This window comes from Arenimonas fontis (genome assembly GCF_008386465.1).
GTDB classification, from domain to species: domain Bacteria; phylum Pseudomonadota; class Gammaproteobacteria; order Xanthomonadales; family Xanthomonadaceae; genus Arenimonas; species Arenimonas fontis.
In genome coordinates this window covers 1-20751 of record NZ_VUOD01000016.1, presented here as the reverse complement: position 1 = coordinate 20751, position 20751 = coordinate 1, and the positions used below count along the sequence as shown (strand labels likewise).

Here is a 20751-nt window from a genome sequence, read left to right as displayed (position 1 = left end):
GCCTTGCCCATCTCGGGCTGGAGAACGGCCACGCCGCACGCGACCTCCGCGAGCTGCGCGATCTGCTGGAAGCGTGGCGCGACGCGCGCCGTACCGCGTGGCAGACCACCATCAAGGTGGTCACGACCGCCATCCTCGCCGCGCTGCTGGTCGGGGCCGCCATCAAGCTGAAGCTGGTGGGAGGTGGCCAATGATCGAGACCTTGCTCGGTGGCCTCCTGGGCGGAGCCTTCCGCTTGGCGCCCGAGGTTCTCAAGTGGCTGGACCGCAAGGGCGAGCGCAGCCATGAACTTGCCATGCAGGACAAGGCGCTGGAGTTCGAGAAGCTGCGCGGTGCCCAGCGGATGGCCGAGATCGGTGCCGGGGCCGATGCAGCCTGGAATGTGGGGGCCCTCGAGACCTTGCGCGAAGCGGTGGCGGCGCAGGGGCGGCCCTCGGGCGTGAAGTGGGCTGATGCGCTGTCCACCACGGTCAGGCCGGTGGTCACCTACCTCTTCGTGCTGATGTATGCCGGGGTGAAGCTCTCGACCTTCGTCGGCTCGGTTCAGTCGGGCGTGGGGTTCGGGCCAGCGTTGCTCGCAGCTTGGTCGGAGGCAGATCAGGCCTTGCTCGCAGGCATCCTGAACTACTGGTTCCTGAATCGCACCCTGGAAAAGGGGCTGCGGTGATGGGGCGGTCGGACGAGACTGTGCGGTCGTGGAGCCGCAAGCACCGGCCGCTTGCAGAGCGCTTCTGGGAAAAGGTCGAGGTGCGCGCCCCGCATGAATGCTGGCAATGGCTCGCATCGACCAAGGACGGAGGCTACGGCAAGATCGCCGATGACGACGGGCGCATCCAATTGGCGCATCGCATCGCCTATCGCCTGGTCTTTGGTGTCCTTTCTCCCGGGCTGGTGGTGTGTCATCGCTGCGACAACCCCGGTTGCGTCAACCCGCAGCATCTCTTCGTCGGTACGCAGGCGGAGAACCTTCGGGACATGCGCAACAAGCGCCGAGACAACCCGCCGCGCGGAAGCAGACACCCCAAAGCCAGGCTCGACGAGGCTTTGGTAGCGCGGGTTCGCGCCGACGTCCGCAGTCATCGGCGCATCGCCAAAGACTACGGTATCGGCAAATCGACCGTCGGCATGATCAAGGCAGGGGCGACATGGACGCACGTGTGATTCGCGTGCCGCCTCAAGCGATCGAGCTTGCGAAACGCTTCGAAGGCTGTCACCGCGTTCCAAAGCACGATCCCAACCGCGCCTATCCGTACATCTGTCCGGCCGGCTATCCGACGATCGGTTACGGGCATCTGTGCGATCCGAAGCACCCGCCGATCACGGAAGGCGAGGCCGAGGCCTACCTCGCCCAGGATCTGAAGGTGGCGCTGGCCGCCACGCTGCGCTACTGCCCGCTGCTGGCCGCCGAGCCGGAGGGGAGGCTGATCGCGATAACCGACTTCGCCTTCAACTTGGGAGCGGGCCGTCTGCAAACGTCGACCCTACGCCGTCGGGTCAACCAGCGGGATTGGTCAGCCGCCGCCGCTGAACTTCGCCGGTGGGTGTACGGCGGTGGGAGAGTGTTGCCAGGACTTGTTGCTCGACGGGAAGCCGAGGCGCGTCTTCTCGTGCACGGGTAACAGATCCGGGAGCATGGCCGTGTATGCACTACGTGCATTAGCATGATAGATTATGCTCTTAACGCATCAACGGCTAAGGCAATGGCGATCACCAGCGTTGGAGAACTGGTCAAAGCTGCTCGCAACGGGCGCAGCCAGAAGGAGTTCGCTGCCTTCCTGGGCGTGAAACAGTCCTCCGTGAGCCGCTACGAGAGCGGGAAGGCAAGCCCGCCGATCCGAGTGATCGAGCAGTGCATGCAGCTGGTGCATGCGGCAAAGGCGGAAGACGCCCCCACCGCCGACCAACTGGCAGAACGCATTCGCGCCGCCCTGGCGGACCCCGACCTGCGGCAGGCGCGCCTGGCGCTATCTCGGTTGGTGGATGCCTTTGTGTCCGAACACGCGCAGACTCGCGTTACGCGTGCTGCGCCTCAAATCACTGGAGGCTGACGTGGCGACTCAATCGACCATCGAGTGGACTGAGCAGACGTGGAACCCGACCACCGGTTGCACCAAGGTTTCACCGGGGTGCAAGAACTGCTACGCGGAAGTGATGGCGCGCAGGCTCCACGCCATGGGCGCGCCCGGCTACGAGAACGGGTTCAAGCTCACGTTGCATGAGAGCCGGCTCGAACAGCCACTGCTGCGCAAGAAGCCGACGACGTACTTCGTCAACAGCATGAGCGATCTGTTCCACGAGGCCGTTCCGGACGCCTTCCTGGATCGTGTGTTCTCGACCATCGAGCGCACCCCTCACCACACGTACCAGATCCTCACCAAGCGAGCGGAACGGTTACCGGAGTATTTTGCTCGCCGTGCCTGCCCGAGAAATGTTTGGCTTGGGGTTTCGGTCGAAGACAAGAAGTACGGTGTTCCTCGCATCGCACACCTGCGCAAAGTAGATGCGCATATTCGATTCTTGTCCGTCGAGCCGCTGCTGGAAGACCTCGGGCGGATCGACCTGCGCGACATTCACTGGGTCATCGTCGGTGGCGAGTCCGGGCACAAAGCCCGGCCGATGCGAGAAGAATGGGTGGCGAACGTACAGGTCCAGGCCGAGGCCGCTGGTGCGGCATTCTTTTTCAAGCAATGGGGCGGCTGGGGTGCCGACGGTGTCAAGCGCCACAAGAAGGCGAACGGCCGCATCTTCCGGGGCCGCACGTGGGACGAGTATCCGGAAGCGACAACTTGCGCTTAGAAGTCGAACTTACCCTGGCCTTCCACGTTGGACGCGGTTGCCCAGAACTTATGTGCTAGCTCGTGTTTCGCTGCTAGCAACAGCCAATACAGGGGCTGGTTCTTTCCGCCCTTGAGCAACATCATCTCCGTAGATGGCCACACCCCGAGGTCTGCGACCTTTCCTCGCCAATACTGGATGACCTGTTGCCGCAATGCTTGCTGCGATTGGCCTCGAGCTACCTTGTCCCGCCATCCCGGCGCGAAGGAATCGAAGGCAGATTCATTGGCAATCGCGTAGGAAACCGCATTCCGCTGCAAGTCCATTTGGCTGACGTGAATCAGCATGTCGATTCGTTTCAGGCTGGCCAACGCGACGATGATATCGAAGCTCAGGTTGGCCAGGTCAAACGGATCGAGGAAGGCGAAATTCAGGCCGTAGGGATTCACCCGGGTGACGACCTCTTTCACGGCCTGTGCTGCAGCACCCTCAATTTCGATGACCGGTGCATTCAACTGCCGCAGTCGCTCGGCGGCTGCCTGTCGCCGCTTCAGATCGAGGTCGGCAATGTAGATCTGCGTGAACGGTGATCCACCTTCCCAGCTCTTCTTCCACGCTGCGACCACGCCCCCGTCAACCCACTCCCCGGTCTCTCTCACCTGGCACCGGCCTGGACCACAAAAGAGGTCGATGAACGTGGCGCCCCCCTTCCTATCGCCGACGTACTTCGCCCGGGTTGCGCGCGAGATATCGATGTACCGGCAGAGGTAGTCATGTTTCTCCTTGGCCCAGCTCCCCACTTCCTCCGCTGGCAGGCCATCGTCTCCTTCGATCAACCTCCCCATCGATAATCTCCGAGTCTTTTGATTATTAAATCAAGATTCACTCGTGTCGAGACGAGACCAACGATGACGTTATGCAACGTCCGTATGCGTCACACGCCAATCCTGACGTCGTAGCCAAGCGCCCGCGACTCATTACTCGTGCGCATGTCCCGCGGCGGAATTCATCTAAACGTGTCTGCCGTCGATCTCACCAAGAGTGCTAAGGCCGAAATGAGGGATCGCACACTGATCGCTGTGGATCGTATCCAGAATCGTACAGCAACGCTGCCATCGTACCAGCTGCTCATCGGCCTGACGCCTTTGCGGCAGCCTCTATCCAATTCGAGAAATTGCTGTACCCGTCGTCGTTTACCCAGTCGTACGTTTTATAGAGTCTAGAGAGGGGGATATCTTGACCGTTCTGTTTAATAGACCAATATTCAAATGGGTTCTTACCCTTCTTGTCCATGCCTAGTTGTGGATCCTTGATGTTGTGGATATAAACACCGAGCATACCTTTGCCAAGTTCATAGCTGCGCTTGATCTCGTACCTAACCCACTCGCGTTCATACGTCTCCGCCCCGATCAAAACCACGGTGACCGAGGTACCGTCGAGTTGTTTATCGATCCACCTCGCGATGGATTCTTTGCCAGATCTTTTAATGGACTCCCACTCGGCTTTGTCAACGAATGGCTGGGTCTCTCGCTCCGCACGGACTACCCACGAGTTCCTGACTTGCACGATTCGGCGAATGTCTCTGTCGTAGTGAAAACTGAAGAACACCTTTCTGGTCACGATCAGCTCTCCTTGGTGATGAGGTTGATGAAATCGAGAGTTCTTGAGATCAGCTCAGACGGATTTATGACCTTGATCCCGAGTTTTTCAAACTTGTCGGCAAGCTCAGGCGTCACGTTGGCGAAATACTTTTCGAGCGACTGCCTCATCTCTCCCCATACTTCACCGGCGACATAACCCGTCGCGCCGATAGGTACAACGGTAAGGCCTTTCTCGCGAGCTATTTCGACCTCACGACGCACGCCGTCGGCCAAGACTGTTGACTCGCCTTCTGTCTTGTTTCCGAACAGGACAAGGCAAATCCCTGCCTCAGATGCGAGCTCTTGTCGATAAGCTTCCCACAGACGCGCCCGCTCCGCTGGGTCAGGGTTGGCCCGTGGAAATGGGCGCATTACCAAGGAGTCTTCGGTGTGCCCTTTGCGATGGGCGTAGACCTCACCAATCGCGCCGGTGATAACCGCGTCACCAACACCATGGCCCATTCCGGTGACCAGACGGTAGCCCTGTTGGACGAGTGCCCCGCTCAGGTCACGCAAGAACGTCTCGCTTGCTGCTGCCTCCCACTCGCCGTACTCTGCTGCGCTCCCCGAGACGAGGATCGTTCGAGTGCGGTAGGTACGTTCGATTTTGGAAAGAATGTCGGTGATCTCAGCGAAGTCATCAATCAACAGCGTCTTGATGTTGAAACGCTTGAGGTCTGATATAGCAAGGCGCTGCTTGATTTGCGCATGTTCAAAATCAGCGTCGGTTTCATTCGGCTGCTTGGTCCTGCGCTTGAAGATGCAAAAGTGCCTGCGTTGGTGCTCGCGAAATGTGGTCCGGATGCGGCTCAGCACGTAGTCGAGATTCGGGTCGGTGAAGCTGAAACCGACGAACAGGAATGTTTTCGAGACCAGGTCACCGGACAAGGCATTGAGGTATGGGCCGCGCCTTAGGTGATAGTTTTCGTAATCGTCTTTTAGCAGTACGGCATCGTTTGGATGATCGACGTCTCCGTGCATCTTGTAGACAACGGCGTCTCGTCGTGGTCTAGTTACTGCAAGGTGCTCATTGGTGTATTTGACATCAGGAATCTTGCCTGCCTCGCGGAGTGCCTGCTCGATTAACTGGTCGTAGTTCGTTGTCCAATAGGTGCTGACAGGAAGGCGAGCCAGAATCCGATGGTTCTCTGTTGGGCCTGCTCCTACCGTGAGCTGATCGATGAGCAGCTGGTTGAGCCGTTGCCGGTTACCCCCGTTTTCATTCGAGTGGTACTGAGCAATCGCTACCAGATCATGTTCACGCTCGATGTCGAGTTGAAGTTCATCTGCGATAGGTCGGAGCAGATCACGCCAGTTGACGAAGCCAGCCGGTGCCGAGAAGCCAGCGCCCGCAAACACAGCGGCGTTGTCCTCGCGGAGTTCTTTGACGAAGTCTCGGACGAAGAGGTCGACATCCCGGCTCATCATGTCACTCCCCGATTTCGAACTCCGCGTTCTTGAACTTGAGCACGTTGCAGTTCTCCTTCACCACGCGCTGCAGGCCGTCATCGAATCCAGAGGGAGACTCGGCCTGGATCTCGATGGCGATCTTGACCTTTACATCGGGGCGCAAGGTGAATTGCTGGACCACCTCGTCCACCAGGTCTGCGAACTGCTTCTTGGCCAGGATGGGGTCGAGGTCGATGCTGCCGTAGAACTGCTTCTTGACGATCTGGCCGGCGGTCGCACCACCGGCTTGGTAGCCCCCTTTGGCCGAGTCTTCGACGCGCGGGGTTTCGCCGCCGCCAGCAGGAACCGTTGTGGTGCTCGCGCCCGTTCCGGCTTCAGCGGTCTTGGCACGCGAGGCCTCTTCAGACGCGCGCAGGGCTTCCATGTACGCGGCGGCCGTCAGCGGCTCGATCAGCAGCAGCGACGAATCCATGATGAGCGACGTGCGCTTGCTGTAGCTGAAGCCGATGTAGCGACCATCTTCCTTGCCCTGCGCGAAGCCGAAGAACTCACGGCTCTCGGCGCCCGCTGCCATCGTGTTCTGGAACACGGTGTCGTCTTTCAGGCGGGGCAGGTAGAGCTGCTGGCAGCTCTGCTGCCAGACGGTAAGCGCCGGAACGTCCTTGACGTCATCCTTCCAGAACCAGTCCTTCAGCACTTTGGCCAAGTGGATCGGAGCCCATTCGCTGATGAGCAGCTCGTTCTCCTTGAGGACGCGTTCGATCTCCTGCGACCAGTTCTGCGCGCCCGGGTTGAGCGGAAAGTGCTCCCACATCACCTCAGACAGCCCTTTGCCCGGCCGCGCCTCTTGCACCGGGGCCAGCAGCCACTTATAGGTCTCACGAATCATCCGCCGCACGGTTTCCTCGGCCTGCTCCAGGCTGGCTTGCGCCTGCTTGGCCATCAGGTTGTCGAGGACGATGCGGTTGTCTTTGTAGTCGCCGACGATGCTGCGCCATGCAAGGTACGAGCGAACGTGGTCCTTCAGGCGGCTCACGCTGTCGTAGTCCGCGGCCACGAAGATCAGGCGGTTCTGCTTGAAGCGGGGCTGGTCGCCGCGCTTCTTCAGGATCTCGGTGGCGCGCTCTACTGCCAGGCTCTGGCCGCTTTTACTGAAGGCCGCATCTGGCGGCAGCACCACCAGCCGCAATGCCCAGTCGTCCGGAATGTCGCCGCTGCCGGTGAAGATGTGAATGCCGCCGAAGACGCCGCTGGCAAAGCTGCGCTGCACGCGCTCTCGGATCGTGGGGAACACATCCTCCTTGTCCTGGAATCGGCGCTTGCGCTCTTCCATCTCGCGCCGCAGGTTCGGGCGCGTGTCCAGCCAGAAGCGGTTGTTGGCGTGGTTCAGGTAGTGCAGCCGGTCGGAGAGGCGCCGCAGCGCATCCTTGTAAAGGTTGACCTGCTGGCCGGGCTGGGCGACACCCAGCAGCACGCGCTCCAGCTCCAACCCCCGTACCAGCTGGTTGGACGCGATCTGGACGGAATGCGGAGCGCTGCCCAGGAAGATCGCGCGGGCAGTACGGCGGCAGGCCTGCACGCTGCCGAAACGGGTGTCCTTGTTCTCGATCTCCCAGGTCTCGGAGCGCTCGCCATCCACGTCGCGCTCGATCACCGGGTCCCAGCCCTGCGGCAGGTAGTAGATGGCCTCGTTGCGCGTATCGGCATCCATCAGCGGCACGCTGCCAGGCATGATCAACGGGTCGTTGTTGCCGTCCTTCCACAGGCGATGGATAACCTTGGCCATCAGCTTCAGCACGCCGCGGGTGCGCTGGAAGTTGTCCAGCGTGGACCAGTCCTCGTACAAGCGGTCGAACACCTCGGGGTGGATGGGATAGGCGTGGACCAGGCGCTCGAAGTACTTGCTGTCCTGCGTCTCCTGGGGAAAGTCCTCGCGGTTGGCGATGTAGTAGTCCGCGAACGCGCGGCAGACCGACTCCATCGCCAGCTTGTCGTTGATGTTGGTAAAGAGGCGCCGGCGCACGATCTCGAACGCTTCCTCGGTGGCCACCGGCTTCCACAACGCCTGCACGCGGCCGAAGTAGTGTTCGAGCGCACGCAGGGCCTTCACGCCTTGCTGGCTGCCGGCCTCGCGATCCGAGAACGGCAGCGAGGCGAGCAGCACCGCTGTCGGCACCGCCTTCAAGGCCTCGGTGAGTGCCTGCACGAAGGAAAGTTGGGTGTCGTAGGTACCCCCCGAAAGGGTCTTGCCTTCCTCGAACTGCGACACATAGCGCACCAGCTCGTCCATCAGGATCACACACGGAGCGCTGGCCGCCAGCAGGTCCGCGAGCTCCTTCTTGCCCGGTGCGGTGCCGGTCAGGTCGGCTTCTTTCACGTGCTCGTAGCTGGTCTCGCCGCCCAGCTGCCAGGCCAACTCACCCCAGAGTGTGCGCACCGTGCAGCCGTCATGGACGCGCGGCTTGCTGGCCAGGCTCAGCAGGTCCACGCCATCGAGCACGGCGATACGGGCCTTGGGCAACTCCGTCACGCCGGCTGCATCCAGAATCGGGGGCACGCCCTGGAGCTCGCTCGCCGGCGCCGCCCCCTTGGCGAGGTGGTAGACCGCCAGCATCGTGTGCGTCTTACCGCCGCCGAATGCGGTCTGAAGCTGAATGACCGGATCGCCACCTTTGCCGGCCAGGCGCTTGACCACTGAGTCCAGCAGCAGGCGCATGCCCTCGGTAATGAAGGTGCGCTGGAAGAACAGCACCGGGTTCTGGTACTCGCCTGTGGCGGTGCCCGCATGCACACGCGAAAGATCCGCCGCAAACTCCGCCTGCTGGAACTTGCCCTCCCGCACATCGGAATGCGGCTCTGCGATTTCGCGCCATGGCTTGAGTGTCATGATCTTCCCCAATCAGATATCCAGTTGCGCCTGCGAGCCGACCACGCCCGCTTCGCTTGCCGCTTGCTCGATGGCGCTCCAAGCGGTGACGAGCTCGTTGTAGGCGCGGGCATCTTCGGCCCAGCCCTTGCGCTCGCACAGGGTGTAAAGGCGGTAGGCCAGTGCGCGGATCGGCTCGGCCCTTGCAGGCATGCGGGCGAGCAGCTTCCCGGCCGCGGATTCGCCGTCCTGGTTCAGCGCGCGGATGAGTTGGTGCAGCGCTTCCCACACCGGCAGACGCGCGTCGGACTCAGGCGACCAGTCGCGCGGCATCTCAGCCCACTTGAGCAGCCGCAGTTCGCCCTTGCTGGAGGCCACCACGCCACTGGCTTGCAGCCCGGCCACGCTGGTGCCCTTGGCGCGGGCCAGCACGTCGGCCTCGCCGAACTTGCCCGTGGCCCAGCCCTGCTGCTCGAACCAGTGCAGGCAGAACTGGGTGTCGTGGTCGAAGTCGTCTTCCGCCAGGAAGCGGTTGATCAGCTGCAGCGCGGTACGCACGCTCATCGGCGTGCCGTCGGCTTCGAGCACCGCGGCGTATTGGGAAAAAATCGCCATGCCCGGGCCAATGATGGCCTGCGACAAATCCACCGGCGCCACCGGCGAATTGACGCCGCCGCGCGTCATCTCGTCCAGTGCCTCGGGCAGCGTGGCATTGAGTTCGCGAATGAACTCGCGGCGGCTAATGGTGGCGGCATCCTTGGCTTTTTTTCGGCAGACGAGGACAATGCTGGAGGCGAGCGCATTCGTTCCGCTGGCAACCATTCGTCCGGCTCCCTCCGTGCGTACAGGCCACGTGCCAGTAATGGCAAAGCCGGCGTCCAAAACGGCCTGCAGAAATGTCTCCCAGCCAGTGCTGGAGGTGCCGGCCTCGCTCTTGGTTTCGCTTTGCTTGAAGGCGTAGTAGATGGTGACCGGGAAGGCCGGGTGTGCTTGCTCAGCCAGGTTATGCATAGCCCGCGTCATGCCGTCCAGGAAAAAGGACTCGGCCTTCTCTTTGCTGCCATGCCGGTAGGGCGTGGCGACCAGCTCTTCGGCCTTCGGCACAGCCAGCGTCGCGTACAGACTGGGGTAGATCGGCTTCAGACTCTTGCGCAACCAGACATAGAAGAAGTCCGAAAGGTCCGCGTAGCCGATGTTGTCGTAGTAAGGCGGGTCGGTAGAAACGAGCCTGTTTGCACTGAGGGCTTGGGTCTGCGCATCAGCTTGTTCAGCGCGGCCTACCCCTGTCTTTGGCAGGTCTCGTACTGCCATTGCCCCTTTGTCAATTGCGGCGTCCAGGCTTCCGCCTGCGTCCGCAAATGGGTTGGATTCGGCAAAGTCCCAAACCATAGGAATAGCTTGGCGAGCGAAAGTCTCTCGAAACGCGCCACGGTCATTCATCCATGAGGCGATTGACGAACCAATGTTTGCCACCTTACTGATGGCAAAGGCCAAATACACCCCCACCGCCTGCGCATACGCCGTTGCGCCGCTGCCGCCGGCGTCCAGCCCGATGCCGTCATCGGCCATGCCGGCGGCCAGGGCATCGGCCTTGACCTTGGCGATGGCCTCGCCTACCAGATCGGAGAAGGTGGTCAGCGCCACCAGTTGGCGTGGGGTGAAGAGGTCGCCCCATTCCTTCATGCCGTAGGGCACGCAGGTTCCGCCGGTCAAACGCGCAGGGACCTCACCAGCGGGCTTCCATGTCGGCGTGGCTTGCTGCGCAATCGCTTCATGCTCAGCCGTGGGTGCGAGATAGACGCGGCCCCGCACACCTTCGGCCACGATGGCCATCAGTCTCGCCCCCATGCGCCCAGCCTGTCCTTCGGCCTTGATGTAGTCGCCGCCAATCGGAGTGTCCGAGAGCACGCACCGGAAGTTCGCGCCTCGGCCCGCGGCCTTGGTTCCGTCTTTGGCCTCCGCAGGCGGCTTGCCCACCTTCACCGTGAAGCGGTAGCTGTCACCTTCGATCACGGGCTCCACATACGCCTCTTTGCCCGCCTTGCTGGAGAGCACGAAGGTCGAGGCCAGTGGCACCTCCACATGACCGAAGGCGGGGTTGGGGCTTTTCACGGTCCGCGCCCACAGCCAGGCGATGACGGTGAGCTTCTGGCCGACGAGCGGCTTCAAGTCCGGTCGCTCTTGGGCCATGTCTGCGGTGATTTCGATCCGCGGGTACAGGTGGCCGATGCGCTTTTCCGCCTCCGCCCGCATCCAGGCGCCGTAACGGCGCACGTCTTCGGCCAGGCCGCGCGCGCCGCGCCAGTCTTCGTGCAGCTTGGCCTGCTTCTCGCCTGCGGGGATCGGCCCAACCGGCGGGCGGCCGGCAAAGCGCGGCGGGATCTCGATCATCGCCTTGTTGATCGTCACCGCAACCGGGTTCAAGTCCGACGCGTAGCTCTCCAGCCCCAGGCGCTGCGCCTCCAGCGGGATGGCGCCGCCGCCGGCGAAGGGGTCGTGGAAGGCGGGCAGGCGTTCGGGGTTGAACAGTTCGGCGGCCTGCGGGTGGTGTTTGTTGAGTTCGCAGGTCTCGCGCCAGCTTTTGCGGATCTCTTCGCGGGCGCGTTCGAGGACTTCCTCGTTGTTGGTGTTCTCCCACTGCACCAGGTCTTCGATGATCTTGAACAGCCTCTCGCGCTCGGCGGCGGCCTTCTGCTTGTTCACCCCGCGGCCCAGGTGGCGTTCGTAGCCGGGGTCATTGACCATCTGCGCGAAGATCACGGCCCGCGCCGCCGCCAGCGGCCGGCGCGCCCACCACAGGTGCAGCGTGCTGGGGTGACCGTGGCGGATGGATTTTTCGCGCGCCGCGGCCTTGTTGATGGCATCGAGCGGCAGGGCAACTTCGATGAGTTTTTTGGGGGTTTTGATGCTGGTCATTCTTGAAGTCCTTCAGCGCCAGGTGGCAGGGCGTGCGAGCACGTAGCCATCGGGCTTGACGAGTTGTTCGGGCAGCTGGCTGGCCCGCAGCTTGTCTTCACCAATGGTGAGGTAGCCGTTGGCGCAGCGCTTGAGTTCGTTCGAATAACGACTGGGCGGAAAGGCGACGACGATGCGCTTTTGGGCAAAGCGCTCGCGCACCCTGCGGATGGGTGTCGTCAGATCGCTGTCACCAGATATGACGAGCGCTGTGTCGAAGGCGTTGTCAAAGGCATCGCCGAGCAACTGAATGGCGATGTTCACGTCCGTCATCTTCTCTTCGTAGTCGGGCCAGCTCGAGCCGCACTGCCGGCACTGGCGTGTCTTCTGCAGGTAGTGGCCGAACTGGCAGCGCACGCCGCGCAGGGCCAGGGCTTCGAGGTAGTCGTTCTGCCGCTTCTGGTCAGCCGAGTTGCGGCCATTGGCGCGGATGCGGGCCGTGAAGTAGTGCGTGGCCAGCAGTTGCTGCCCAGGCTTGAGGAGGCTCTGTGCAAGCGCTGAGACGTCGAGCCAGTAGTAGCGCTTGAAGCTGGAATCCTTCAACCCGAAGTAGAGATTGAAGCCGTCCACGTAGGCCGTCACGCGCTGCATGGCTGGCCCCCGGAAACGCTGCTCGGCTTGACAGCAGAGCCTGGTCTGACGACAATATGGCGCATTAACCCCGCCGGAGATAGCATCTCCGGCCCGACGCCTCCCTCGGGAGGCGTCTCTTCTTGCAGCCCCGCCAAGGTGAGCAGCCCTGGCCCGACGCCCTCCCCGTGAGGGCGTCTCTGTTTCTGGGCGCAGCCCAGGCTCACAGCGAGCCCTCCGCCGCCGTGGCGCGCGCGAGCAGCGCGTCCAGATCCAGGTTGATGCTGGTCACCGCCCAGTCGGGCTCCTGGGTGAAGGGCTTGCGGATGTAGAACGGCCCGGCGTAGCCGTCGCCGTCCACGAGCACGATGGCCAGGATGAACTTGTCCGCTTGGTTGAGGCCATAGAGGATCTCGTTGCGGGTGACCGTGATCGTGGTCTGGCCCTTGGCGCGGCCTTTGACCTCGATGTGACGCGAGGTGGGCAGACGGCCGTCGAGGGCCTTGGGGATGCTGGTGACGTCCCAGCCGCACTTCTGCGCCGAGACGTCAAAAACCTCATGGCCCAGCGCACGCTCGGCGTTCATCACCGCCTGCATGGCGATGTGCTCGATGCGGCTGCGCGCGTCGGCATCCGCCGACCAGCCGGGCTGACCCTTGCGTTGCATCAAGAGGCCCGCCGGGATCACCAGCGCACCGCCCAGTACGACTGGTGTGGCGGAGACCACATGACGCATGGCCAGCAGCTCCTTCTCGCGCGATTCGCGGCGGGCGGTCAGGTCGTCGATGGTGCGGCGCACGTTCTCCAGCGTCAGGCGCACATCCTTGCCGGCAGCCAGGTCGTCTTGCAGCTTGATGTAACGGTCGGACCAAAAGTTGATTTCCTTGACCAGACGCTCATGCACGGCGGCCAGGGTTTTGTCCACCGCCTGCTCGCGGCGGGTGCGAACTTCATCGAAGTGTTCGGGCACCAGGAAGCTTCCGGCATGGGCCAAAGCCTGTTGCTCCAGGTCTTTGGCGATCCACGGGGCGGCCAGCACGTCTTCGATCAACTTGAGGTCGGCAGGCGCAATGGGCTCCAGGTCCAGGTGAGGCGCCCAACCGGCGTTGATGGCGTGTCCGCGCGGGTCGATCTCGACGAACTGCATGCGGCGCGAGACGATGCGCGCGGGGTCTGCCCCTTCCTTGACGGCGTGATCGACAATGAACATCACCTTCGGGGTGATGCCCATATCACTCGGGTCCACCAATACCGCCCCTTGCTTGAGCTTGTTGCGGTGGGCTTCCAGCACCAGGTCGGTGACCGCCTGCATCAAGGGGTGGCCGGGATGGAGGAGGCTGGCCATCGGGGCGCCGACACGGTCGGTCAGCCGCACGTACTGCTTCTCGAAGCAGACGCGCTCGTAACGGCGCAGCACCGGGTCGGCATTGCGGCGGTCGCGGCCGGTGATTTGCCGGTCGCGCTCGCGGATGATGGCCGGGACGTTGGTGATTTCGTAGCGCCCAGGCTCACGCGGGCGCAGCTCGCCGCCCAATTGCTGGAAGGCCTGGTTGAAGAAGGCGCGGATGAAGAAGGGCTGCAGCTTGCGGGCCTCGGCCTTTTCCATTTCCTCCTTCACCGCGAACAGGCGCTTCTCGTCCATCACCTCTTCGCACAGCGCATTGCGTTTGATGATGTTTTCAAGGTGCTGGGTGTCCAGCGCGCCTTCCACCTTCTTGAGCAGGCGGGCACGGACTTCGGGATCCGAGCCGTAGCGGATGGCCTCGATCAGCAGGTCCTTGAGGGGCTTGTCCTCGAAGACCTCGCCCAGGATGTCGAACACGCGGCCGCCCAGGGCCTGGCGCTCCACCTCCAGCTTCTCGAACAAGCGCTGGAAGACGTCGCCCTCGCGGGTCTCGGCGGCCACCATGTTCCACAGGTGGCAGACCTCAGTCTGGCCGATGCGGTGGATGCGGCCAAAGCGCTGCTCGATGCGGTTGGGGTTCCAGGGCAGGTCGTAGTTGACCATCAGGTTGGCGTTTTGCAGGTTCACGCCTTCGCCCGCCGCGTCCGTGGCCAGCAGCACGCGCACCGTGGGGTCGTTGCGGAACAGCTCCTGCACCTTGCGGCGCTCTTCGCGCTTGACCCCACCGTGGATCATCACCACGGCTTCTTCGCTGCCGATGAGGCCGCGGATCTTCACCGCCAGGTAGTTCAGAGTGTCTCGATGCTCGGTGAAGATGATAAGTTTGCGCTGCCGCCCCTCGGCGTCGTGCATCTCCGGCGTGTCTTGCAGCAGGCGGGAGAGCTCGTCCCACTTGCGATCCTGACCGGAATGCACCACCTGGCGGGCCTGCTCCTCCAAGCCTTCGAGGATGATGATCTCGGCCTCCAGTTCCTGGATAGTCTGGGCCGCCGTGGCCTGGTCGACCACGGCCTCCTCGAAGTTCTCATAGTCTTCGGGCGACAGAGCGTCGGCGGCTTCCCACACGTCGTCGGGCAGGCTGTTGTTGCTGCCCAGTGTCTCGGCCAGTGATTGGCCGCGCTGACGGAGTTTTTCTTCCTCGACGCGGCGCTTGAGCTTGTGGCGACGCCGCTTGAGCGACTGGTAGATGGCCTCGGGGCTGGAGGCCAGGCGGCGCTGCAGCGCCGTCAAGGCGAAGCCCACCGTGCCCTTGCGTCCGCTGTCGGCCAACTGGTCGGCCTTGTTGAACTGCTCCTTGACGTAGTCGGTGACGGCCGCGTACAGGGCGGCTTCGAGGTCGGAGAGCTTGTAGTTGACGGTGTAGGCCCGGCGCTCGGGGAACAGCGGGGTACCGTCGAACTTGAGCAGTTCCTCCTTGACCATGCGGCGCATGAGGTCGGACACGTCCACCTTGTGCGCGCCGTCGCGGAACTTTCCGTAGAAGCGGTCGGCGTCCAGCAGCGACATGAACAGCTGGAAGTCCTCTTCCTTGCCGTTGTGCGGCGTGGCCGTCATGAGCAGGAAGTGGCGGGTGATCGAGCCGAGGAGCTCGCCCAGCTGAAAGCGCTTGGTCTTGTTGATCTTGTTGCCGAAGTAGTTGGCCGAGAGCTTGTGGGCTTCATCGACCACCACCAGGTCCCAGCGCGACAGGCGTAACTTCTCCTGCAGGTCGTCCGCGCGGGCCAGTTGATCGACGCGGGCGACCAGCAAGTCGTGGTCGTCGAAGGGGTTGCCGCTGCGCGACTGTTCGACTTGCTCCCGCGAGAACAGCGTGAACGACAGGCCGAACTTCTCGAACATTTCGTCCTGCCACTGCTCGACCAGGCTGCCGGGGGCGACGATCAGCACGCGCTTGGCATCCGCGCGCATCAGCAGCTCGCGGATGAAGAGGCCAGCCATGATGGTCTTGCCAGCGCCGGGGTCGTCGGCCAGCACGTAGCGCAGCGGCTGGCGCGGCAGCATCGACTCGTAGACCGCCGTGATCTGGTGCGGCAGCGGCTCCACATTCGACGTGTGCACCGCCATCATCGGATCGAACAGGTGGGCCAGGTTGATCCGGTAGGCCTCGGTGGCGAGCTTGAACTCCTCGCCCGGGGCGTCGAAGGCCCAGGGGCGGCCGGCCTCGGCCAACGATAGGTTGGCCTCGTCAGTGCGGAACAGCATCCGCTCGCGCAGCGAGCCGTCGGCGGTCTTGTAGTAAACGGTGAGGGCGTTGTCACCGACCGGCTCTGTCGTGACGATGCGCACGACCTGCCCGGGCTCCAAGCCCGAGATGGCCGCGTTCTTCTGGATCTGTTCAAGCTTCAGCACGGTGCCGCCCCTTGTTCTTTTTGGTGGCCCGCCCTCAGGGCTTACGCCGGTTGTAGGGCGACTGGTTGGTGGGCTTGAGGGAGATGTTGTTCTCGCCCGCCTTTGCACGCACCGCGTCCTCCGTGCGGCCCAGCTTCAGGCCGATAACCCGGGTGGGCGTGTTCTCTTGGGCGAGCTGCTTGAGCTGCTTGACCTCGGCAGGTGTCCATTGCTTGCCGTGGTTGGCGGGGGGCTTAGCCATGATGGAGCTCCTTTCGGCGGTGACAGTCGATGGGATTGCAAGCGTGGGTGATCGCATGGTCACCCCTACTTGCTGGACTCGCTATAGCCCGGCGCGAGCACCAAGTTGGTAACTCCGTAGAGGGCCTGGCGATTGCGCAGCCACAGGTGGTGCTCGCCACCCTTGAGGCTGTGATCTTCGGTGCAGTCCACGTTCCAGCGGCGCAACAGGTAGCCGGCCATCGCCGCACGGGTCCGCACCTTGAGCACGCCGCCGTCCATGCCGTACTCGGCCTCGATGGTGTCGGGGTGCTGCACGTTGGCCGGATGCGGCACGAGCTCGAGCTCGGTGATCCGGTTCCACTGGATGTCCTGATCGGGCTTCTCGTGGTCGGCCACAGGGCCGGGCAGGATGCGGGCGGCGTCGAGGCGTCCCAACACGAAGTCGCGGAACTCACCGCTGCGCCGGTCGAAGGCGCGGACGTGCCAACGAAGGCCGCTGTCGGCCAGTGCGAACGGGACGATCTCCCGGGTCGTCAGCCCGCTCGACAGTGCGCGATAGGCGACCTCAACAGCGGCGCCTTGGTGAATGGCGCGGGTCAGGACGGACAGCAGATCCAGATCAATCTTGCCCGGCAGGCTGGTGCCCTCCTGTGCCACGACACCCTTCCAGCGGATGGGCTCGCCGTCACCGTAGCCCTGGGACAACCAAGTGAGGATCCGCTCGGCGGGGAAGTCAAACAGGGGGCGGAACCAAGCGGCACGGACGTAGACCTTGCCCTTGGTGTCGTACTCCATATTGCCTGGGGCCAGCTCCTTGTACTGGGCGATGTCCCGCGTGGCCGCCGCAGCCTGGATGCCGAAGCGCGTCACCAAGTCCTGGCGGCGGATCTCGCCAACAAACCGCAGGCGCAACTCGACGAACGCGAGCCGGTCGCGTTGCGCCTGGGTCATCTCCGGGAGTCGGTCGCTGGACATGTTTGCGCGTTGGCTTCAGTATTGTTTCGTGCATCATACACTCATCCAAACAGAACGTCAATTAGATTGAAAAAGCTACTATATGAATCGCAAAATGATTACTACTGTCGTCGAGCGGGAGGTCTTGCGGGCCAGTTGCGCGCGGGAGAGGCTGCGGATTTCTCTGGCCACAGCGTCAACCAAGGTGTAAACTGACAACTGGACTGTCAACCAAGAGAAGATCGGAGCCTACCAGTGAGCGAGAGGATGTCGAACGCGCCGGTGTATTACGCGCTCGCGCAGGCGCACTTCAATCCTGTCGCCGCGATGTCCAAGTACGTGGATCAGATCCAGGATCGTCTGCGGCGCGAGGGATATCCATTGTTCGAGCCGCAACAGGTCACGCACCTGGTTGTGCCGGCTCCAGGCCAGGCGCAGCAAGCAGAGCCGCAGATTACGCATACGGTCTCTTGGCTCATCACGCGCAGCGACCGTACGGCTGGGTTCATCCTGGCGCCGTCGGCCATCACGTACCACACGACCCACTACGACACGCACAACGAGTTCATCCCGGAGCTGCTGCGCGGTTTGGCGGCCGTGCACGAGGTGGCAACCCTCGACCACGTCAGTCGGTTGGGTCTTCGCTACCTGGATGCCGTGTTGCCTCGCGCCGGTGAGAGCGTGGAGCAGTACCTCGTCGGCGGACTGCACGGCATTGAGTTCAATGCCACGCCGCGGTACAGGCTGACGGAATCGGTCTTTGGGACGGACACCGGCCCACTGGTGCCGACGGGGACGCTCGTGACCCGGGTGCATAGGATGACCGCGCCGCTGGGGTTTCCGCCAGATATGCAGCCCAACGGCTTGATGATCAATCCGAAATTCGAGGTGAGGGAGCCACGGGCGCATGCGGTCATCGATACGGACCACTTTGTCGAAGGTCGCATGCCGATCGACATGGACAAGCTGGGTGAGCAGGTGCTCTCGCTGCATGCGACCATTAAGTCTGTCTTCGGAGCAACGACGACGGATCATGCGCGCGACGCGTGGGCCTGAACCGGAAAAACCAGACGCCATGTACACCGCGACCCTACCTACTTATCGATCGATGCCGTTCGCCGCGCCGATTGGAGCTGCCGCCACCGCAGCCTTTGCGCTGCTTGGCTCGGCCCTTGCGGTCGGTGGCACCGGCAGCGTTTTCGACATTTCCCGCGCCGGAGACTGGCGCAGGATGTTGGAGGCGCGAGTTCCATTCCACGTCGACGTGGGGGCGGCTGACGAGAGCCAAGAACAGCGCCCGGATCTGCGATCTGCATCTGACCACCTTGCCAACATCCGCCAAGTGTTGAATCCGGCCATCGCGGATCTGGCCGCTGTGTTCGGCGTCTCCCGGCAGGCGATCTACAAGTGGATCGGCGGCGAAGCCACGCCTGAGCCTGAGAAGTTTGAGCGGATCATCGCCCTTAGTCATGCTGCTGACGCTTTCCGAGACGCTGGAATTACGCGGGCGTCTGCCATGCTGAAGATGAAGGCGTTTGAAGGTCGGTCCTTGCTGGACCTCGCTGCTACCGGGCAGCTTTTGCCCTCACATATTCAAATGCTGATTGCCGAAGCCCAAGCGATGGATGCAGCATACGACCGATCCGGTTTGGCGAAGTCGAAAGCGAAGCCCTCGACCGACTGGCGAGCAGAGGTGTCCATTCCCGGGGCCCCCGAGTGACAGGTCGGGGGCCAACGGATGCTGGGGCGTGATACGGACTGGCGACAGGGCGATCTTCTCACTCGCGAGGCCGCTGCTGCTCTCGGGCTGGTCGCGGCTGCTGATGAGAGGCACCGCGTTATCGTTATCGCTCACGACTGCGACCTGCCGCATGAAAGCGAACTGTGCGTCGAGGTCATCGTCGCCGAAGTGGTCGTCAAGGAGGATTCGCAACTCTCCTACGCCAAGAATCCGCGACGACTCCACCTCGCCTACGAGGGCATCAACACTGCGCCCTTGATTCTTGAGCTTCGGCACGGTGACCGCCACAGCGTACCGAAAGCCGACTTCGCCGAGCGCGCAGTCAAAGATCACAGCCTCGCGCTGCCGGTTGACGCCAAGCGGGTTCTGAAGCAATGGCTTGCTGCACGATACGGCCGACCTGCCTTTCCCAACGAGTTCGAGGAGCGACTGCGTAAGGGCAAGGTCGAGCGGAAGATTGCAAAGATTCTGGAGCCCGATGCCAAGTACCTGGTTGGGCTGTTCTTCGATCTGGGTGAGCAGCGAGGCACAGAAGCGGTCGAAGGGGAGCCCTATGCCTTGTCGGTGTCCGTTGTCTACGACGCCAACGAGGGGGGCGCCGACGCAAGAAGGGCGGCCGAGCGTGTCGCCACGCAGCTGCGCGAGTTGTTCGAGAATATCTATGGCAAGCCCGACGTTGCCACGGAAATCGCACTCGACGCTTGCGAAGCCGTGGCAGACACGTACCTGACGCTCGCTGATCTGCGCCGGATGGATCAGTGGCGCCTGGAGTACGTCAGCCTACGAGACGACGATCAGGGTGACTTCCTTCCAGTTGGCGAGATTCCGGCGTAATCGGAGAGGGCTCCGCGCCAGCCCGCGGTTTTCCGCCCACATGCGCCCTGCTGGAGAAGTTGGGTTGTCTTTTCGAGTGAAGTCCTCCACCACCTTTCAACGCCCAACCTCTATCGGTTGGGCGTTTTCGTTTGTGGAATCCGCGACTCGCCGTAGTGCGGGGTTCAGGCAGATCGCCTCACGAGCCTCGCCGGCGCGCCGATCCGCCTGCACCGGCTGCCAGGCCTCCCTGGGCGGCTCGGGCAGGTTCGCGCGGCGGGCTTCGCGCGCGGGACCTTGCCGCTCGTGTCCTTCGTCGACCCGGACGACCGCTACGAGGCCGACGCCTTCGCGCACCTGGCCGATGCGCTCGATGCCTGTCCCTCCGCGGTGCTCGCTTACACCGACGAAGCGCTGATGGACGAGCAAGGCCGCGACACCAGCGTGCGGCGACTGGCCTACAGCGCCTTCCAACACGCCCATTCGGCCAGCCATGTGCATGGGCTGATCGTGATGCGCCGAAGCGCCGTCGAGCCGGTGCTTCCTCGCATCACCGATCTCGACGCCGGCGCCGACTGGCTCCTCACCCGCCTCGTGGCCAGGCAGGGCAGCGTGCTGCACCTGCCCCTCGTCGGACGCCACTGGCGGCAGCACCCGAACCAGCACCACCGCCGCACGCGCAGCACGGCTTCGGGGCCACTGCCGAGTCTTGCGACACCTTGAGGAGATGAACCGATGCCATTGACCGATCCGAACCTGGGCCTCGCCTACGGCTGGACGCTGGGCGAGTCCGGCTGGCACACCGGCATGGACGCGAACCTGAAGCGCCTGGGCGCCGTCGTGGGCCTGTCGGTGACGAGCCGCAGCACGACCACGCCGCCTGCCAGCCCCGCCGAAGGGGATCGCTACATCGTGCCGGCTGGCGCCACCGGCGCCTGGGCCGGCAGGACCGACCAGATTGCAGTGTGGGTCAATGGTGCCTGGGAGTACCACGCCCCGAAGGTCGGCTGGCTGGCCTTTATTGCCGCCGAGGACAGGCTCGCCGTCTACA

The 20751-nt window shown here is 63.0% G+C and carries 20 protein-coding genes; 11 read left to right on the top strand and 9 right to left on the bottom strand.

All coding sequences use genetic code 11. The annotated features are described in order from the left end of the window. From F0415_RS12275 to F0415_RS12250, 6 genes are all read left to right on the top strand, one after another. A partial coding sequence (locus F0415_RS12275; RefSeq protein WP_246149961.1) for a DUF6127 family protein occupies nt 1-194 on the top strand: 194 nt, incomplete at its 5' end. Next, nucleotides 191-667 (top strand): hypothetical protein, encoded by a 477-nt coding sequence (locus F0415_RS12270; protein ID WP_149861511.1) that lies wholly within the window; start codon nt 191-193, stop codon nt 665-667. The genes F0415_RS12275 and F0415_RS12270, both read left to right, overlap by 4 nt. Then, nucleotides 667-1161, top strand: a complete 495-nt coding sequence (locus F0415_RS12265) for an HNH endonuclease signature motif containing protein (protein ID WP_149861510.1) — start codon at nt 667-669, stop codon at nt 1159-1161. The genes F0415_RS12270 and F0415_RS12265 overlap by 1 nt, the downstream gene beginning before the upstream one ends. Then, nucleotides 1146-1619: a lysozyme gene (locus F0415_RS12260; protein ID WP_149861509.1), complete on the top strand. Its 474-nt coding sequence runs from the start codon at nt 1146-1148 to the stop codon at nt 1617-1619. The genes F0415_RS12265 and F0415_RS12260 overlap by 16 nt, the downstream gene beginning before the upstream one ends. A gap of 81 nt (nt 1620-1700) precedes the next feature. Beyond that, nucleotides 1701-2048, top strand: a complete 348-nt coding sequence (locus F0415_RS12255; RefSeq protein ID WP_149861508.1) for a helix-turn-helix domain-containing protein — start codon at nt 1701-1703, stop codon at nt 2046-2048. Further along, on the top strand, nt 2020-2796 hold the full coding sequence (locus F0415_RS12250; protein WP_210244194.1) for a DUF5131 family protein: 777 nt from the start codon (nt 2020-2022) through the stop codon (nt 2794-2796). Before F0415_RS12255 ends, F0415_RS12250 begins: the two co-directional genes overlap by 29 nt. Here the strand turns inward: F0415_RS12250 and F0415_RS12245 are convergent. The 9 genes from F0415_RS12245 to F0415_RS12200 all read right to left on the bottom strand — a co-directional run bounded on the left by F0415_RS12245 (nt 2793) and on the right by F0415_RS12200 (nt 17167). Further along, nucleotides 2793-3620, bottom strand: coding sequence for a three-Cys-motif partner protein TcmP (locus tag F0415_RS12245; protein ID WP_149861507.1), 828 nt, complete (start codon nt 3618-3620; stop codon nt 2793-2795). The two genes, F0415_RS12250 and F0415_RS12245, sit on opposite strands and share 4 nt — an antisense overlap. Nucleotides 3621-3903: 283 nt before the next feature. Continuing rightward, nucleotides 3904-4395, bottom strand: a complete 492-nt coding sequence (locus tag F0415_RS12235; RefSeq protein WP_149861506.1) for a TIR domain-containing protein — start codon at nt 4393-4395, stop codon at nt 3904-3906. A 2-nt stretch (nt 4396-4397) separates the two neighbouring features. Beyond that, the gene (locus tag F0415_RS12230; protein WP_149861505.1) at nt 4398-5840 is read right to left on the bottom strand and encodes an SIR2 family protein; all 1443 of its coding nucleotides are present in this window, start codon (nt 5838-5840) and stop codon (nt 4398-4400) included. Between the two features lie 4 nt (nt 5841-5844). Next, complete coding sequence (locus tag F0415_RS12225) at nt 5845-8724, bottom strand: ATP-binding protein (protein ID WP_246149960.1); 2880 nt, start codon at nt 8722-8724, stop codon at nt 5845-5847. Continuing rightward, complete coding sequence (locus F0415_RS12220) at nt 8725-11607, bottom strand: DUF1156 domain-containing protein (protein WP_149861504.1); 2883 nt, start codon at nt 11605-11607, stop codon at nt 8725-8727. Nucleotides 11608-11619: 12 nt separating this feature from the next. After that, a complete protein-coding gene (locus F0415_RS12215; RefSeq protein WP_149861503.1) occupies nt 11620-12237 on the bottom strand; it encodes an NYN domain-containing protein in 618 nt (205 codons plus the stop codon). Nucleotides 12238-12439: 202 nt separating this feature from the next. Then, entirely contained in the window at nt 12440-15970 is a 3531-nt protein-coding gene (locus F0415_RS12210; RefSeq protein ID WP_149861502.1) for a helicase-related protein, read from the bottom strand. 34 nt (nt 15971-16004) lie between these two features. Then, nucleotides 16005-16211 carry a hypothetical protein gene (locus F0415_RS12205; RefSeq protein ID WP_019561370.1) on the bottom strand — a complete coding sequence of 69 codons (207 nt, stop codon included), beginning with the start codon at nt 16209-16211 and terminating at the stop codon, nt 16005-16007. A 65-nt stretch (nt 16212-16276) separates the two neighbouring features. Beyond that, nucleotides 16277-17167, bottom strand: coding sequence for a BrxR family transcriptional regulator (locus F0415_RS12200; protein WP_026330261.1), 891 nt, complete (start codon nt 17165-17167; stop codon nt 16277-16279). Between the two features lie 234 nt (nt 17168-17401). Between F0415_RS12200 and F0415_RS12195 the strand changes: the two genes are divergently transcribed. From F0415_RS12195 to F0415_RS12175, 5 genes are all read left to right on the top strand, one after another. After that, the gene (locus F0415_RS12195; protein ID WP_210244193.1) at nt 17402-18202 is read left to right on the top strand and encodes a TIGR04255 family protein; all 801 of its coding nucleotides are present in this window, start codon (nt 17402-17404) and stop codon (nt 18200-18202) included. Between the two features lie 19 nt (nt 18203-18221). Next, nucleotides 18222-18866 carry a helix-turn-helix domain-containing protein gene (locus tag F0415_RS12190; protein ID WP_149861500.1) on the top strand — a complete coding sequence of 215 codons (645 nt, stop codon included), beginning with the start codon at nt 18222-18224 and terminating at the stop codon, nt 18864-18866. An 18-nt stretch (nt 18867-18884) separates the two neighbouring features. After that, complete coding sequence (locus F0415_RS12185) at nt 18885-19721, top strand: hypothetical protein (protein ID WP_149861499.1); 837 nt, start codon at nt 18885-18887, stop codon at nt 19719-19721. A 285-nt stretch (nt 19722-20006) separates the two neighbouring features. Next, nucleotides 20007-20423, top strand: a complete 417-nt coding sequence (locus F0415_RS12180) for a glycosyltransferase family protein (RefSeq protein WP_210244192.1) — start codon at nt 20007-20009, stop codon at nt 20421-20423. A gap of 12 nt (nt 20424-20435) precedes the next feature. After that, a partial coding sequence (locus F0415_RS12175) for a DUF2793 domain-containing protein (protein WP_149861498.1) occupies nt 20436-20751 on the top strand: 316 nt, incomplete at its 3' end.